The sequence below is a fragment of the Mesorhizobium sp. B283B1A genome (genome assembly GCF_020165735.1).
In the GTDB taxonomy this organism is placed as follows: domain Bacteria; phylum Pseudomonadota; class Alphaproteobacteria; order Rhizobiales; family Rhizobiaceae; genus Mesorhizobium; species Mesorhizobium opportunistum.
The window spans coordinates 21511-36331 of record NZ_JAIUIQ010000053.1 but is presented as its reverse complement, the minus strand read 5'-3'; the positions used below and the strand labels follow the sequence as shown (position 1 = coordinate 36331).

The following is a 14821-nucleotide window of genomic DNA, read 5'->3' as shown; positions in this document are numbered from 1 at the left end:
CGGCAGGGCAGAGGGGGGCGCCGTAGAGCGCCAACTTTCGAGTGGAGGCCGGCCTTGACCGCCCTCGCCCAACTCTTCGATCGCGCGTTCGCACCGCTCGCAGCCGCAGTGGCCGCCAGGCGCATCCCCGGCGGTGTGCTCGGCATTGTCGACGAAAATGGCCACCGCAACGTCAGGGCAATCGGCTCCGCGCAGCTCGTGCCGAAGCAGCGATCGATGCATGTCGACACCTGGTTCGACCTGGCGTCGCTGACCAAAATCATCTTCACCACGCCGCGCATCCTGGCGCTGGCGGAAGCCGGTTTGATCGACCTCGACGCGCCGCTGATCTCGGTGCTGCCGGATCTTCGCCAGTATGACGCGACGGCCTGGGAGCGGAAGGTGACGTTTCGCCAGTGCCTCGGGCACCAGACGCCGTTTCCGGCGGTCGAGCCGATCTACACTTACGGACGCGATCCGGAGCTGCTGCGTGCCTTCATCCTGCAGCGCGAATGGCGGGCTCGCGATCCTGTTTATTCCGACATCAATTTCATCCTGCTCGGCTTCGCGCTCGAGCGGCTGTCGGCCAAGACCATCCGTGACATGGATCCCGGCCCTGGATTTGCCTGGTCCGCCGAACCCGACGCGTCAGCCGCGACGGAGGACTGCACCTGGCGTCATCGCGTGCTCTCCGGCGAGGTGCACGACGACAATTGCTCGGCGCTGCAGGGCGCGGGGCATGCCGGCCTGTTTGGAACGGCGGCGTCGATACTCGATTTCGCGCAAGGGCTGCTGACCAGCGCTTCCGAACCTTCGACCACGTTGATGCGCACGCCCTTGTCCGCCACCCGCACGCATGGCTGGGAGCGCCCCTATGAGGGCTGGTCCGGCGGCGCCTTGTGCAGCCCGGGGACCGTCGGCCATACCGGCTTCACCGGCACGGGACTCTGGATCGATTTCGAGAGAGGCAAGGCCTGGACCTTGCTCACCAACCGGATCCATCCGACACGTCATTTCGACAGTGGAATCGTTGCGCTTCGGCAAGCGGTCGGCGATCTCATCAACAGCGACTAAGGAAGCGACCATGGAACCAATCTGGGCCGTCGGACTGATGACCGGCACCGTGCTTGACGGCAACATCGACGTCGCGCTGATCAAGACCGATGGCGAGCGCATCGACGATTTCGGCACCTACCGGCTGATGCCCTATCCCGCCTCGATCCGCTCGCTGCTGGAAGAGTCGCTGAAGGAGGCGCGAGCCTGGAATTTTGTCGGACCGGAACCGGCGATCTTCCGCGAGGCCGAGGAAGCGCTGACGCGCGCCCAGTCGGCGGCGGTCAAGGAATTGGTCGAAGGCTACGGCATGACGATGGCCGATATCGGCATCGTCGGCTTCCACGGCCAGACGGTGCTGCATCGCGCGCCGCAGGTCGGACGGCTCGGCCAGACCCGGCAGTTGGGCGACGGCGAACTCATGCACGCCCTGTTGGGCACCAAGGTCGCCTATGATTTCCGCTCGGCCGACATGCGTGCCGGCGGGCAAGGCGCGCCCTTGGCCGCCGCCTATCACACCGCGCTGATGCGCAGCGCCGGCGCCAGCGGCGAGGTGGCCGTGCTCAACCTCGGCGGCGTCGCCAACGTTACCTGGTGGGACGGCGCCGACAATGTCGTTGCCTTCGACACCGGCCCCGCCAACGCGCCGCTCAACGATTTCATCAAATCGAAGGGGCTCGGCGAAATGGACCGCGACGGCGCGATCGGCCGTGCTGGCAAGGTCGACGAGGCCCGGCTCGCCAAGCTGCTGGAGCATCCTTATCTGACCAAGCCCTATCCAAAATCGCTGGACCGTTTCGATTTTGGCGCTGCGATGGCGGACGGGCTGGACGCCGAGGACGGCGCAGCCCTGCTCACCGCCTTCACTGCGGCGGCAGTCGGCAAGGCGCTCGACCTTTTGCCAAGCCGGCCGAAAAAACTGGTGGTCAGCGGCGGCGGCCGCCACAACCCGACCATGATGGCGATGCTGGCCAGCCGCGCCGGCGTCGAGGTGGTGCAGGCGGAAAGCCTCGGCTGGAGCGGCGACGCGGTGGAGGCCGAGTGTTTCGCCTTTCTCGCCGTGCGCGTCCTGCGCGGCCTGCCGATCAGCTTTCCGAGCACCACCGGCGCGCCGCAACCGATGCGCGGCGGAAAGCTCGCCGGTTAAGCCAGTTTCTTCTGCAGGAAGATGCGGCTGCGGCCGACCGGGAAATCGGCCAGCGTGCCGAAGGGCTGGTAGCCCTGGCGCTGGTAGACCTTGGCGGCGTTCGGATTGAAGGTGTCGATCCAGGCGTTCCCGCAGCCGCGTGCAACGGCTTCCTGTTCGGCCGCGTCCAGCATCTGGCCTGCCATGTGCTGGCCGCGCAGCCTTTCATCGACCCACAGCCACTGCACATAAAGCCAGCCCCAGGCGGTGTAGCCCGAAATGCCGGCAACGACCGCGCCAGCCTCGTCACGCACGAACACTGCCAGGGCCTTTCTTTCGGAAGCGCCGACATCGCCGTCGTTGAACGCAGCCAGGCGCTCGCCGAGAAAGGCGATCTCTTCCGGCAAGGGGTTTGCCGTCGTTTCGAGTGTCGTGTTCATGGCTCTTCCGAAATGCTCGACTGGGTGGGCTTGAAGCGTTACGGGGCGTAAGGCCCTGGCGCAATTTCTATGTCTACTCTCGAACAGCTTGCGGGTCGCCGCCGTTGCGGAAGTCCGACGCGGCAATGCCATAGCGCTTGAGCTTGTCGTAGAAAGTCTTGCGCGGCACGCCGAGCGCGTCGATGGCGCCGCGCACGTCGCCGCCGTGGTCGCGCAGCGCCTCGCGGATGAGCTGCGCCTCGTAGTGGCCGACGCGTTCGGGCAACGGGGCCGCCGGCTCCGGCGATCTCGGAGAAGCCGCCCTCGCCTGATCGTCCGGGCCGAGGCCGAGCGCGACGCGATCGGCGAAATGGGCGAGTTCGCGCACATTGCCTGGCCAGGCATGCGACTGGAGATGATCGCTCACCGCGGCATTCACCCTGGCGACCGGCCGGCCGAAGCGTTCGGCGGCTTTGCCGAGGAAATGACCGAACAGCATCGGGATGTCGCCGCGCCGCTCGCGCAGCGGCGGGATGCGCAGCGTCACCACGTTGAGGCGGAAATAGAGATCCTCGCGAAAATGGCCGCGCTGGTCCGACTGGCCGAGATCCACCTTGGTCGCCGCCACGACCCTCAAATCGATGCGCCTGACATCATTCGAGCCGAGCGGGGTGAGACTGCGTGTCTCCAGCACCCGCAGCAGCTTGACCTGGAGGGCCGGCGGCATGGATTCGATCTCGTCGAGGAACAGCGTGCCGCCGCTGGAATGCTCGATGCGGCCGATGCGCCGCCGCTGCGCGCCAGTGAAGGCGCCCGCCTCGTGGCCGAACAGCTCGCTTTCGATGACGGTCTCCGGCAGAGCACCGCAGTTCAGCGCCACGAAAGGTTTTGCCCGGCGCCGGCCCCACCGGTGCAACAGGTCCGCCACCACCTCCTTGCCGGTCCCGGTCTCTCCTTCCACCAGCACGTCGACATCCATGTCGGCGATCTGGCGCAAGGTTTCGCGCAGCCGGCTGATGGCGGGCGCTTCGCCGATCAGCGGCAAGCCGTCGGCGGCCTGGCCCGCGGCTTCGCGCAGCCGCCGGTTCTCGATCACCAGCCGCCGCTTCTCGCTCGCCCGTCTCAGCGCCTCGACCAGACGATCGCCGGCATAGGGCTTCGGGATAAAATCGTAGACGCCGTCCTTGAGCGCGGCCACCGCAAGATCGACGTCGCCATGCCCGGTGACCAGGATCACCGGTATGTCGGGATCGATAGCCTTGATGCGATCGAACAGTTGCAGCCCGTTCATGCCGGGCATGCGGATGTCGCTGACGACCACACCGTCGAAATCCCGGTCGACGACAGCAAGCGCTGCCTCGGCCGCCTTGAGCGCGACCACCGTGAAGCCGGCGAGCTCGAGCAATTGCGTGGTGGCGTGAAGCAGGTCGGCATCGTCGTCGACGAGCGCCACCAACCCTTGTTTCTGCGTCATTCGATCCGCCTCAAGTCGATGGTGAAGGATGCGCCGGTGCCAGTGCCGGGGCCGCCGTCGTTGCCGTGATCGAGCCGCAGCGTGCCGCCCAGTTCCTGGGCGATCTCTTGCGAGATCACCAGCCCCAGCCCAAGGCCCTTCTCCTTGGTGGTCTGGAACGGCATGAACAGATTGCCGGCCGCTTCAGGACCGAGGCCGGGACCGTTGTCGCGCACCGAAATCAGCACCCGGTCGTCCCGCTCGGCGAGTTCGATCTCTATGCGGGGATCGGGCCGATCCTTCATGGCGTCCAACGCATTCTGCAACAAATTGACCAGGATCTGCTCCAGCCGGATACGGCTCGCCATGACCATCGGCGAGGCGTCGCCGAGCGGCTTGACGATGGTGACGCCGGAATCGCGGATGCGGCCGGACAGAAGCGACAGCGCGCCGTCGATCGCCTCGCGCACCGGCAAGGGCGAGGCGGCGACACCGGGACGACGAGCGAAGGTGCGCAGTGTATTGGTGATGGCGCCGATGCGTTCGGTCATCGAGACGATCGATGTCAGATTGCCGCTTGCTGGTTCGGTTTTGCCGGTTTCGAGAAAGCGTCCGGCATTCTCGGCATAGGTACGGATCGCGGCGACCGGCTGGTTGATCTCATGCGCCACGCCGGCGGCGATCTGGCCAAGGACGGAAAGCCGGTTGGCTTGGGCGAGATCGTCGCGCAGCCGGCGGACCTTGGCTTCGGCGCTCTCACGCTCGGAGATCTCCTCGGCGAGTGCCGTGTTGGAGCGCGTCAGCTCGGCCGTCCGGGTGCTGACCCGGCTTTCGAGTTCGGCATTCATGCGCGCCAAGGCCTCCTGCCGCAACCGGCGCGTACGGCGGCGCCTTGTGAGCACGTAGGCAAGCAAGCCTGTCAGCAACAGCCCCAGCAGCGTCGTCAGCCGCGCCGTGTTGGCGGCCGACGAGAGGGCGGCGTCGGCCGGCGTCAGCAGCCAGAGCCGCCAGCCGGGGACCGCACCGGGCAGGTCCTGCACCACTTCGACGAACTGGCGCGATTTTCCAGAACCGTCGATCGTCGCCAGGCCATCACCGGCACCACGCCGTATCGGCAGTGGTTCGAAGGCGGCATCGGCCAGCTGAAGCTGCTCATGCGCGGCGGCGGCAGCGCCAGCGGAGAGCGGCGCCAGCGCGTGGAAGCGCCATTCGGGCTGGCTGGTGGCCAGCACGACGCCGCGTTCGTCGGTGACGAAAACAAGGAAGCCGCTGGAGCGCCAATTGGCTTCGACGCCGTCGAGTTCGACCTTCAGCACCGCGACGCCGAGCGGCTTGCCGCCGTCGTCGACGCGGCTGGCCAGGTACAGACCGGGCTTGCCGCTGACCGTGCCAAGGCCATACTGGCTGGCGGCGCCCTTCGCCATCGCTTCCTGGAAATAGTGCCGAAAATTGTAGTCGATGCCGACAAAGCTCGCCGGCTCGCCGGCATTGCTGGCCGATATCGCGATGCCGGCCGTGTCGATGACATAAATGGCGGACGCCGAGGCATCGCGGGCAATCGCCTTGAGCTTCTCGTTGAGCGCCGCTTCCTGCATCTTTCCGGCCCGGCGCAGCGCTCCGCGCACAGCATCGTCACGTGCCAGCACCAACGGCACCAGACGCTGCTTCTCGATCTCCCCGGTCAGCGTGCCCGCCGCCAGCGGCAGGGCGGCAAGCGCTGTGTCGCGCAGATTGTCGGCCGCCTGGTCGGAAGCGATGCGGCCGGCAATGGCGATCGCGCCGGCCAGAACCGCAAGGGCAATGACGACGACAAGCCAGCGGCCATCGCCCAGCCGCACCGCTGCCTCGCGCAGCAAGTCACGGCCGACGGTCCCCGCGTTGCCGCTATCGGTGCCTGCTTCCGGCGCTGGCTTGTCCATTTGTCCTCAGGTCTTCGCCGCCAGTGTAATGCGAAATTCCGCCCAAGCAAACGCTACCTGTGCGGAAATCCGCACAGGTAATTGCCACATGGCTGCGAACAACGCTGGAAATCCGGGGATTCCGGCCTTTCCGCGATCTGGCACGGCGCTTGCAAAACTCTTTCCAGCGGCGTGCGACCGGAGCGCCGCGATGGGAGAAGTCACGCAGGGCGGGTTCCGTCCATCCGGCCAGGGAGAGTTCGATGCACATCGCAGATCAATCGGGCGCGCCTGCCGCGCAGCGCAAGCCCCTTTATGCCCAACTCTACGTGCAGGTTCTGGTGGCGATCACCGTCGGCATCCTGCTCGGCCACTATTATCCGTCGATCGGCGAGAGCATGAAGCCGCTCGGCGACGCCTTCATCAAGCTGGTCAAGATGATCATCGCCCCGGTCATCTTCCTGACGGTGGCGACCGGCATCGCCGGCATGAGCGACCTGCAGAAGGTCGGGCGCGTCGCCGGCAAGGCGATGCTCTATTTCCTCACCTTCTCGACGCTGGCGCTGATCATCGGCCTTGTCGTGGCCAATGTCGTGCAGCCAGGCGCCGGCTTCAACATCGATCCGGCGACGCTCGATGCCTCGACCGTCAACACCTATGCCGCCAAGGCGCATGACCAGTCGGTCACCGGCTTCCTGATGAACATCATCCCCGGCACGATCGTCGGCGCCTTCGCGGATGGCGACATATTGCAGGTGCTGTTCTTCTCGGTGCTGTTCGGGATCGCGCTGGCGTTGGTCGGCGACCGCGGCGCGCCGGTGCTCAACTTCCTTCAGGCGTTGATGGCGCCGATGTTCAAGCTGGTCAGCGTGCTGATGAAGGCAGCCCCCATCGGCGCGTTCGGCGCCATGGCCTTCACCATCGGCAAATACGGCATCGGCTCGGTCATCAATCTCGCCATGCTGGTCGGCACCTTCTACGCGACGTCGCTGCTGTTCGTGTTCGTCGTGCTGGGTGCCGTCTGCCGCTACAACGGGTTTTCCATCCTGTCCTTGATCCGCTACATCAAGGAAGAGCTGCTTCTGGTGCTCGGCACCTCCTCCTCGGAGGCCGCGCTCCCCTCGCTGATGGAGAAAATGGAGAAGGCCGGCGCCAAGCGCTCGGTGGTCGGGCTGGTCATTCCGACCGGCTATTCCTTCAACCTCGACGGCACCAACATCTACATGACGCTGGCGGCGCTGTTCATCGCGCAGGCGACGAACATCCATTTGTCGATCGGCGACCAGATCCTGCTGCTGCTGGTGGCAATGCTTTCCTCGAAGGGTGCCGCCGGCATCACGGGCGCCGGCTTCATCACGCTGGCCGCGACGCTTTCGGTGGTGCCTTCGGTGCCGGTGGCCGGCATGGCGCTGATCCTCGGCGTCGACCGTTTCATGTCGGAGTGCAGGGCGCTGACCAATTTCGTCGGCAACGCCGTCGCCACGCTGGTGGTCGCCCGCTGGGAAGGCGAACTCGACGAGGCCAAGCTGGCGAGAGCGCTGGCGGGCACGGCCGACGACAGCCTGCCGGCGGATATCGTTCCCGCCGAGTAATCCGCGGTCGTTTAGAAATGTCGATGGCCGGAGGCATCGCTGTCTCCGGCCATTTTCACGCGCGGCGATGTCAGGCGGTTTTGCCGTGCGGCGCGACCGCGCCGCGCAGCTTGAGCTCAACCCTTGAAGTCCCTCCTGATGTCTGGATAGGTGCTTGGACCGACAGGCATGCGCGCCGCCAGGTTGCCATCATCGAACAGGACAAGGCTGGCCGCGCCAACCAGACCGGCGTGGCGGCCGAGCTGGGCCTCGACAACCGGCACGTCACGGTAGGCGCGCATGGCACGCTGCCGGATGGTCGCTTCGATGACGGGCGCCATCAGGTCGAGGCCGTTGGCGATGCCGCCGCCGACAACCAGCACGTCGGGCGAATAGAGATGCAGGAGATTGGTGAAGCCGACGCCGAGCCAGCGCGCCTCCTCCTCGAGCAAGGCCACAGCGAGGTCGTCCTGCAGCCGCGCGGCCTCGACCACGTGGCGGCCCGTCACCTCGGCGTTGGCCGAGAGGCGGCGCAGCGTCGAGCCGTCCCAGGGAGCCGTCGCGGCGTCGGCGCGGCGGCCGAGCGCGGTCCCCGAGGCAATGGCCTCGAAGCAGCCGACGACGCCGCAGACGCAGCGTTCGCCCTCATTGGTGATGGTCATGTGGCCGATCTCGGCGGCAAGGCCACGGCGACCGTGCAGGATGCGCCCGTCGACCACGACGCCGCCGCCAATGCCGGTCGAAACGGTGACGAAGACCAGCGAACGCGCACCGTGCCCGGCACCGAAGCGCCATTCGCCAAGTGCTGCCGCGTTGGCGTCGTTCTCCAGCCGCACCGGCAGGCCGAGCCGGCGCTCGAGGATGTCGGCCAGCGGCACGTCCTGCCAGCCGGCGAGTGTCGGCGGTCCGACCGCGATACCGGCCAGCGGATCGAGCGGCCCCGGCGCGCCGACGCCGACACCGACGACGGTAATCGCAGGCGCCTCGGCGTGAACGGTCGCGGCCAGCGCCTCGATCTGCCCGATCACCACATCGGGACCGGCCTGTGCCTGCGTCGGCACGGCCGAGAAGGCCAGGATCTTGCCGTCACGGTCGACCAGCGCGGCACGAAGCTCGGTGCCGCCAAGATCGATCGCGAGGGCGGCTTCGGTGGTCATGCCGCAACCTTCAGCCCATGCAGCCAGCCGATGCGGCCGGCCAGATCCTTGTCACCAAAGGCGAGCGAACCCAGGACCACGGTCTCGGCGCCCGCGGCGCGCAACATGGGCACCGTCTCGTGGCGAATGCCGCCATCGGCGGCAAGAACCACGGCTGCCTCGCGGCCGGCCTCTGCCAGGATGGCACGGGCAGCGCGCAGCCGGTCGCAGGCTTTCTCCGACAGGCCCTGGCCCTTGACGCCGATCGCAGTGCCGAGAAGCGTGACGAAGGCGACCTCGGAGACGAAAGGCGTCACCGCCTCGACCGGCGTCTCCAGCCTGAGCACCACGCCGGCTTCGGCGCCGAGTTCACGCGCCAGCCGCACGGCACGCAATCCGGCCTCGCCGTTCTCGGCGTGGACGCTGATCATGTCGGCGCCGGCCTCGATGAACTGGCGCGTCTGCGCCTCGACGATCCGATCATCGACCATCAGATGGACATGGATGGGTTTCGCCGTCAGCTTGGCGATGCGGGCGACGAGATCGGGAAAGAACAGGAAAGATGGCGCGAAATAACCATCCGCCACATCGACATGGTGAAGGTCGACATAGGGTTCGATCCGCCTGAGATCGCTCTCAATGTTGGCGAGGTCGGCGGACCACGACGAGAATTCGGCGATCATGCGGTCGCGCGGCAGTGCGGCGATGGCGGCCGGGCCAGAGAGTGGTTTCGAGATCATGATGGGTCCTGGTTGTTGAAATTCATGTCGAGAAAGCCGCCGATGGCGGCACGGATCTCAGCGAAATGGCGGTCCTTGTCGGTGGCCTTTGGTGTCACTTCGGCGAAGATCGCGTTGGGGATGATCTCAGCGAGCTCGCGGGCGGTCGCCAAGGGATGAACGAGATCGAGGCCGCAACCGATGACGAGCGTCGGGATGGCAAGCGCGCCAGCGGCAGCCCGCGAGACGCCGGGCCCGTCGGCTGCGATCGCCTGCATCACCTCGGCAAAGACGGTGGCGTTTTCACGCTCGAAGAAGCCGAGCAGCGAGGCGAGATTATCCGGCGCCCCGCTGCGTAAGCGGGCCGCAGTCGCGGAGGCTGCGAAGGCGTCACGCGCCTCTGCCAATGGAAGCCGATTGATGAGTTCCGCAACTTCGACGTAAGGGCGCATGTTCCGCGGCGCCGCGTCGAAGGTCCAGGCAGGCCGCACCAGCACCAAACCGATGACACGCTCGGGGTGGCGAGAGACCAGGTGCAGCGCGATCGCCGCGCCCATCGAGATGCCGCCGGCGACGAAACGGTCGAGCCCGGCCGCATCGGCGGCAGCCAGCACGTCGTCGGCGAACATCGCTATCGAGAATGGACGCTTGCTGCCGGCGCCGGAGCCACCCTGCGCGCGGCATTCGACGGTCAGCCTGTGGCGTGACGGGCTGTCGGGAAAATTCTGCGCCACCTGCTCTTCATTGCCACCAAGTCCATGCTGGAAGATAACGGGAAGCCCGCCCTGCCCTATATCGAAAACACGAAGCGCGGCATCGTTGCGAAGTATGATCGTCGGCGCCGCGCTCATCAAAGCAGCCCGCGCAGGAAGGCGGCGACGCCTGGGGCCTCGTCGGCGGACAGCCCGTGGGTGACGAGCGCCCCGTCGAGGCCCACGGCCTTCAGACGCGCGATGAAATCCGGGAAATCGACGATGCCTTGCCCAACTGTGGCAAAGCGGCCGTCACCATGCCGGTCCTTGGCGTGCGCCATGGCGATGTGGCCCGCCGCCTCATCGATCGCGGCGGCGACGACGGTACGCGCTTCGTCCGGGCTTGCGTGTTCGAACAGGTTCGCCGGATCGAGCACGATCTTCAGACGCCTGGAGCCCATATCGGCGATCAGCCGTGTTGCATCCATGGCCGAGGTGACGATGTTGGCCTGCTCGGGCTCGATGCCGAGATCGACGCCGGCGGTCTCGGCCAGCGCCAGCGCCTTCGCCATCTCGGCGGCCATCTCTGACCAGGCGGCAGGCGTCGCATTGTCCGGATGGTACGCCCATTGATCGGCGGCGTTGCGCGAGCCGGTGCAGAGCGTCACCAGTGGAATGCCGAGGGCGGCGGCCGTCTCGATGACGACAGCAAGACGGCGAAGACCGTCGTCGCGCACAGCCTTGTCGGGATGCGACATGTTGTAGGTGCCCGAGAGAGCAGCGAGCGCAACGCCTGACGTTTGCGCGCCGACCCGGATGGTCGCAACAGCATCCGCCGGCACGGCATCGGGCATCGACGGCAGGCCGGCGCAGGCGAGATTGAACTGCGTCGTCTCATAGCCCGCTTGCCGCACCGCCGTTAGCACGGAGGCCGGCTCGGTGCCCGCAAACGTCTTGGCGAAAATGCCGAGACGCATCAGACCGCACCCGAAACCGAAGCGAGTTCAACCCGCTCGCCCGTTTCCACCGATCGGGCAATCGCCACCATGGCGCGGATCGAGGCGATGCCGTCGTCGACATTGGCGCCGCGCATCGGTGTGCCGTTGAGCACCGTGTCGGCAAGACCCTCCAGCTGGCGGCGGAAGAAATGGCCGTCGGCGCCAAGCGGTTTTCGCGAGGTCGCGTCCTTCTCATGGAAGATGTCGACCTCGCTGGCCCGGAAATACCAGGGGTTGAATGTCTTGGCGATGACAGAGCCGTTCTCGCCATAGAGTTGAAAACCCTCGTGCCAGTCCATGCGCACTGCGACGGTGAGATCGAGATGGCCAAGCGCGCCGCTGGCGAACTCGGTTTCGACGAACCAGCAATAGGCGCCGAAGCGTTCGTTGAGGCGGGCGCGGACCGCCGTGATCTCGCCGCAAAGGAAACGGGCCGTGTCGACGAGATGCGAGCCGTGCGCCAGCATGAAATATTGCCTGAGATCAGCCTTTGGATTGCCCGCCGGCTTCTTCGCCAGCTTGCTGGTGACCGGCAGCGGCTGAATGGCGTCGGTGTTGGTGTAGCGATGGGTGGAATCGCAATACCAGGCCTTCAGCGCCAGCACCTCGCCCATCTCGTCTCGGACGAAGTCGCGCGCAGTCTCCAGCGCCGGGTCGAAGCGCTTCATGTGCCCGACCTGCAGCACCTTGCCCGAGCGCCTGACCGCCTGCGCCAGTGCCTCGCCTTCCTCGACCGAGGTACCGATCGGCTTTTCGCAGAGAACATGCTTGCCAGCGTCGAGCGCCTTGATCGACATCGGCACGTGATAGGCATCCGACGTGGCGACGATTACCGCTTCCAGTTCAGGATCGGCGAGCATGGCGTCATAGTCGGCATAGATCTTTTGCGGTTCGTAGGTGGCGCCCATGCGGGCGAGCAGATCGGGGGCCGCGTCGCAGATGGCGTAGAGGTCGGCATTTCCGGCCTTCACGCAGGATTGCAGATGCGCGAACTGCGCGATGGGGCCGCAGCCGAGCACACCGACCCTGAGGCGTCTGTCTTGTTTCTTGATCATCGTCTCGTTCTTCAGGCGCCGTAGCCGCGCATTGTCTGTCGGTTGGTCTTGACCGCGCCGGCGGGATCGGCGGCGGCGGTGTCGGATTCCTCTTCGAGCACCAGCCAGCCGTTGAAGCGCGGCGCGGTGCCGGCAATCTCGATCACTTGGGCGGTGTCGCAGACGCCCTTGCCGAGCATTGCCCAGGTGCCATTGGCGTCGACGTCCTTCAAATGGATGTAGCGGATGCGGTCGCGGTAGGTGCGCAGCGTGTTGGCCATGTCCTTGTGGCCACGCAGGATGTGGCCGGTATCGGGCACCCAGCCGACCAGATCGGGGTCGAGAAGCGCGAAGATCGTGTCGTAGTCGGCGCGGTCGAACAGCAGCGTGTTGTGGTGCGAGCTCGGATGCACCGCGACCTGGACGCCGGCCTTGCGTCCAAGTTCGCCGGCCTTGTTGTAGACTTCGGCGGCGATGGCGAACTTGTCGCCGCGCGGACCGTCGGACACGACGGTCGCCGACCCCATCGACACCAGGGCGTTCGGAAAGGCGGCGGCGAAATCGATCCAGCGTTTGGCAGTTTCGAGGTCGGAGCCGATCTCATCCTTCAGCGTAAAGCCACTGTCCGAGCCGAAGGCGAAGGAGACCAGCGTCAGCCCGGACGCATTCAGCGCGGCGGCGAACTCCGACGGCCGATCCGCATAGTGGCCGATCATGGCGTCGGTGATCTCGATACCGGCATAGCCGCCATCGGCGATCGCCTTCAGCAGATCGTCGGGACCGCCGGTGAACCGGTCTCCCAGCATTTCCCAGGTGAAGGTCTGGCAGCCGACTTTGAGGTCTTTCACGTTCATCCTTTCATTCCTTGATATTCCTGATGCGCCTTGCGTCAGCCGCTCGATGATGTGGCGCTGATACGCGAGGGCCCGCTCCTTCTCCTTGGGAGGGGCATCCTACTTGACCGAGCCTGCGGTCATGCCGGCGAGGAAGTACCTCTGGGCAACGAGGTAGATGAGCAAGAGAGGTAGCGAGCCGAGCACGCTCATCGCCATCATCTGGTTCCATTCGAAGGCGTGCTGCCCCATCAACAGCTGGATACCGATCGGGACGGTGCGCATGGACGTCGACTTCGTCAGCGTCAGCGCGAAGAGAAATTCGTTCCAGCACAACAGGAAGGTGTAGACCGACGTCGCCACGATACCAGGCAGTGAGATCGGGACGATCACCCGCCAAAGCGCCGTCCAACTGGTGCCTCCATCGACAGCCACGGCTTCATCGAGATCGCGGGGCAAGGTGTTCAGATATCCCGTCATCAGCAGGATCGCGTACGGCAGCGTAAACACCAGGTAGGTCAGGATCAGTGCGACGTAGGTATCGAAGATACCGTATGAGACGACAAGCCCGAAGAAGGGGATCAAAAGTGTGATCGGCGGAATCGTCTGCGTGCTGATGATGATTGTGTTCAGGCTGCCCTTGCCGCGGAAGTTGAAGCGGCTGAACCCGTAGGCAGCCAGCAAGGCGATCAGCACCGTCAGCACGGTCACCGCTCCCGCCACGAAATAGCTGTTGAAGAAGAAGCGCAGTTTCACCGGGTCGCCAAGGATGGCTGCATAGGCTTCCAGGGTGAAGGCCTTTGGCAGGATGGTTGGCGGCAGGGCAAAGATTTCGGTATTCGATTTGAACGAACTGCTCAGCATCCAGTAGATCGGGAATGCCGCGAAAAAGAGCCCCGCTGCAAGCGCTGCATGGAGCGCGACGGTGATCAGCCTGTCTTTCGGCGTATGCCTTTTCCTCATGGTGACTACCGAGCCTTTTGATAGCGGATGTAGAACAGCGTCAGGCCGAGAGAGATCAACAAGATGACCACAGCGCTCGCCGAAGCCTGCGACAGGTTGTAGCTCGAAAACGCCAGCTTGTACGTGTAGGTGCTGAGGACCTCGGTCGAGTAGATCGGACCACCGCCCGTCGTTATCCAGATCAACGGGAAGACCTGCATGGTCCAGATGAAGTCGAGCAGCGAGATGCTGATGATGATCGGCATCAGCTGCGGGATCGTGATGAAAATCAGCTTCTGGTAGGCTTTCGCCCCGTCGATATCGGCCGCCTCGTAGAAATCCTTGGGAATGCCCTGCAGGCCCGCGAGCAGGCTGACCATGAAGAGCGGATAGCCCGCCCAGATATTGGCGAAGGTGACGGCGTGCAGCGCGGTCTCGGGCGAGGAAAACCATTCGACCTTGGAACCGATGATTCCGATTTGCATGAGAATGCTGTTCACGACACCGTTCGGCTCAAGCAGGAGGCGCCAGATCACGGCGATGATCACCGCGGTGAACAGCCAGGGCAGTATGTAGAGCACGCGCAGGATATTGCGCAGCGTAGGATTGATGCGGTCGCTGTTCAGCATGAGCGCGAAGACCATGCCGATTGTCATGTGGAAAATGACACTCATGCATGTGAAGTAGAGCGTGTGCCACAGCGAAGCCCAGAACACCGGGTCGTCGAAGATCGCCTGGTAGTGTTTCAGTCCGGCAAAGGATGGGTCGCGACGCAGCACCGCGCTGTTCTGGAACGAGTAAGCAATCACCGTCACCATCGGCAGCAGCATCAGAAGCCCGATTATGAGCAGCGAGGGCGACAGATAGAGGTAGGGTGCGACCGCTCGTTTCAGCTTGTGGTGGGAGCGCTTTTGCCGGGTCATGTGCCAACCTTGGGATACGCCTTCAAGAGAAGGTGAGCTTCAAGA

Annotated in this window: 14 protein-coding genes; 3 read left to right on the top strand and 11 right to left on the bottom strand. The window is 65.2% G+C overall.

Annotated features, from left to right (window positions below):
* The first annotated feature begins 54 nt into the window (after positions 1 to 54).
* Both LB577_RS29530 and LB577_RS29525 read left to right on the top strand, forming a co-directional pair.
* Positions 55 to 1053 (top strand): serine hydrolase domain-containing protein, encoded by a 999-nt coding sequence (locus tag LB577_RS29530; protein WP_224689981.1) that lies wholly within the window; start codon positions 55 to 57, stop codon positions 1051 to 1053.
* A gap of 10 nt (positions 1054 to 1063) precedes the next feature.
* On the top strand, positions 1064 to 2179 hold the full coding sequence (locus tag LB577_RS29525; RefSeq protein WP_224689980.1) for an anhydro-N-acetylmuramic acid kinase: 1116 nt from the start codon (positions 1064 to 1066) through the stop codon (positions 2177 to 2179).
* Here the strand turns inward: LB577_RS29525 and LB577_RS29520 are convergent.
* The 3 genes from LB577_RS29520 to LB577_RS29510 form a co-directional block, all read right to left on the bottom strand.
* Positions 2176 to 2598, bottom strand: coding sequence for a GNAT family N-acetyltransferase (locus LB577_RS29520; RefSeq protein WP_224689979.1), 423 nt, complete (start codon positions 2596 to 2598; stop codon positions 2176 to 2178). The two genes, LB577_RS29525 and LB577_RS29520, sit on opposite strands and share 4 nt — an antisense overlap.
* A gap of 73 nt (positions 2599 to 2671) precedes the next feature.
* A complete protein-coding gene (locus tag LB577_RS29515; RefSeq protein WP_224689978.1) occupies positions 2672 to 4051 on the bottom strand; it encodes a sigma-54-dependent transcriptional regulator in 1380 nt (459 codons plus the stop codon).
* The gene (locus LB577_RS29510; protein WP_224689977.1) at positions 4048 to 5949 is read right to left on the bottom strand and encodes a sensor histidine kinase; all 1902 of its coding nucleotides are present in this window, start codon (positions 5947 to 5949) and stop codon (positions 4048 to 4050) included. The genes LB577_RS29515 and LB577_RS29510 overlap by 4 nt, the downstream gene beginning before the upstream one ends.
* A gap of 242 nt (positions 5950 to 6191) precedes the next feature.
* Here LB577_RS29510 and LB577_RS29505 point away from each other — a divergent pair, with 242 nt between their 5' ends.
* Complete coding sequence (locus tag LB577_RS29505; RefSeq protein WP_224689976.1) at positions 6192 to 7520, top strand: dicarboxylate/amino acid:cation symporter; 1329 nt, start codon at positions 6192 to 6194, stop codon at positions 7518 to 7520.
* Between the two features lie 116 nt (positions 7521 to 7636).
* On the opposite strand, the gene LB577_RS29500 is transcribed toward LB577_RS29505, so the two are convergent.
* The 8 genes from LB577_RS29500 to LB577_RS29465 form a co-directional block, all read right to left on the bottom strand.
* Positions 7637 to 8656 (bottom strand): ROK family protein, encoded by a 1020-nt coding sequence (locus LB577_RS29500; protein ID WP_224689975.1) that lies wholly within the window; start codon positions 8654 to 8656, stop codon positions 7637 to 7639.
* Entirely contained in the window at positions 8653 to 9375 is a 723-nt protein-coding gene (locus LB577_RS29495) for a ribulose-phosphate 3-epimerase (RefSeq protein ID WP_224689974.1), read from the bottom strand. Before LB577_RS29495 ends, LB577_RS29500 begins: the two co-directional genes overlap by 4 nt.
* The gene (locus LB577_RS29490) at positions 9372 to 10205 is read right to left on the bottom strand and encodes an alpha/beta fold hydrolase (protein WP_224689973.1); all 834 of its coding nucleotides are present in this window, start codon (positions 10203 to 10205) and stop codon (positions 9372 to 9374) included. Before LB577_RS29490 ends, LB577_RS29495 begins: the two co-directional genes overlap by 4 nt.
* Entirely contained in the window at positions 10205 to 11023 is an 819-nt protein-coding gene (locus tag LB577_RS29485) for a sugar phosphate isomerase/epimerase family protein (protein WP_224689972.1), read from the bottom strand. The genes LB577_RS29490 and LB577_RS29485 overlap by 1 nt, the downstream gene beginning before the upstream one ends.
* Positions 11023 to 12099, bottom strand: a complete 1077-nt coding sequence (locus LB577_RS29480; RefSeq protein WP_224689971.1) for a Gfo/Idh/MocA family protein — start codon at positions 12097 to 12099, stop codon at positions 11023 to 11025. The genes LB577_RS29485 and LB577_RS29480 overlap by 1 nt, the downstream gene beginning before the upstream one ends.
* An 11-nt stretch (positions 12100 to 12110) precedes the next feature.
* Positions 12111 to 12932, bottom strand: a complete 822-nt coding sequence (locus LB577_RS29475) for a sugar phosphate isomerase/epimerase family protein (RefSeq protein WP_224689970.1) — start codon at positions 12930 to 12932, stop codon at positions 12111 to 12113.
* Between the two features lie 99 nt (positions 12933 to 13031).
* Entirely contained in the window at positions 13032 to 13874 is an 843-nt protein-coding gene (locus tag LB577_RS29470) for a carbohydrate ABC transporter permease (RefSeq protein WP_013896870.1), read from the bottom strand.
* A 5-nt stretch (positions 13875 to 13879) separates the two neighbouring features.
* Positions 13880 to 14776 carry a carbohydrate ABC transporter permease gene (locus LB577_RS29465; RefSeq protein WP_023764771.1) on the bottom strand — a complete coding sequence of 299 codons (897 nt, stop codon included), beginning with the start codon at positions 14774 to 14776 and terminating at the stop codon, positions 13880 to 13882.
* Between the last annotated feature and the right edge of the window lie 45 nt (positions 14777 to 14821).

What these genes read in the sequence shown, in the direction of transcription:
- LB577_RS29525 (WP_224689980.1), top strand. Translation starts at nt 1,064, where the DNA reads ATGGAACCAATCTGGGCCGTCGGACTGATGACCGGCACCGTGCTTGAC.
- LB577_RS29520 (WP_224689979.1), bottom strand. Translation starts at nt 2,598, where the DNA reads ATGAACACGACACTCGAAACGACGGCAAACCCCTTGCCGGAAGAGATC.
- LB577_RS29515 (WP_224689978.1), bottom strand. Translation starts at nt 4,051, where the DNA reads ATGACGCAGAAACAAGGGTTGGTGGCGCTCGTCGACGACGATGCCGAC.
- LB577_RS29510 (WP_224689977.1), bottom strand. Translation starts at nt 5,949, where the DNA reads ATGGACAAGCCAGCGCCGGAAGCAGGCACCGATAGCGGCAACGCGGGG.
- LB577_RS29505 (WP_224689976.1), top strand. Translation starts at nt 6,192, where the DNA reads ATGCACATCGCAGATCAATCGGGCGCGCCTGCCGCGCAGCGCAAGCCC.
- LB577_RS29500 (WP_224689975.1), bottom strand. Translation starts at nt 8,656, where the DNA reads ATGACCACCGAAGCCGCCCTCGCGATCGATCTTGGCGGCACCGAGCTT.
- LB577_RS29495 (WP_224689974.1), bottom strand. Translation starts at nt 9,375, where the DNA reads ATGATCTCGAAACCACTCTCTGGCCCGGCCGCCATCGCCGCACTGCCG.
- LB577_RS29490 (WP_224689973.1), bottom strand. Translation starts at nt 10,205, where the DNA reads ATGAGCGCGGCGCCGACGATCATACTTCGCAACGATGCCGCGCTTCGT.
- LB577_RS29485 (WP_224689972.1), bottom strand. Translation starts at nt 11,023, where the DNA reads ATGCGTCTCGGCATTTTCGCCAAGACGTTTGCGGGCACCGAGCCGGCC.
- LB577_RS29480 (WP_224689971.1), bottom strand. Translation starts at nt 12,099, where the DNA reads ATGATCAAGAAACAAGACAGACGCCTCAGGGTCGGTGTGCTCGGCTGC.
- LB577_RS29475 (WP_224689970.1), bottom strand. Translation starts at nt 12,932, where the DNA reads ATGAACGTGAAAGACCTCAAAGTCGGCTGCCAGACCTTCACCTGGGAA.
- LB577_RS29470 (WP_013896870.1), bottom strand. Translation starts at nt 13,874, where the DNA reads ATGAGGAAAAGGCATACGCCGAAAGACAGGCTGATCACCGTCGCGCTC.
- LB577_RS29465 (WP_023764771.1), bottom strand. Translation starts at nt 14,776, where the DNA reads ATGACCCGGCAAAAGCGCTCCCACCACAAGCTGAAACGAGCGGTCGCA.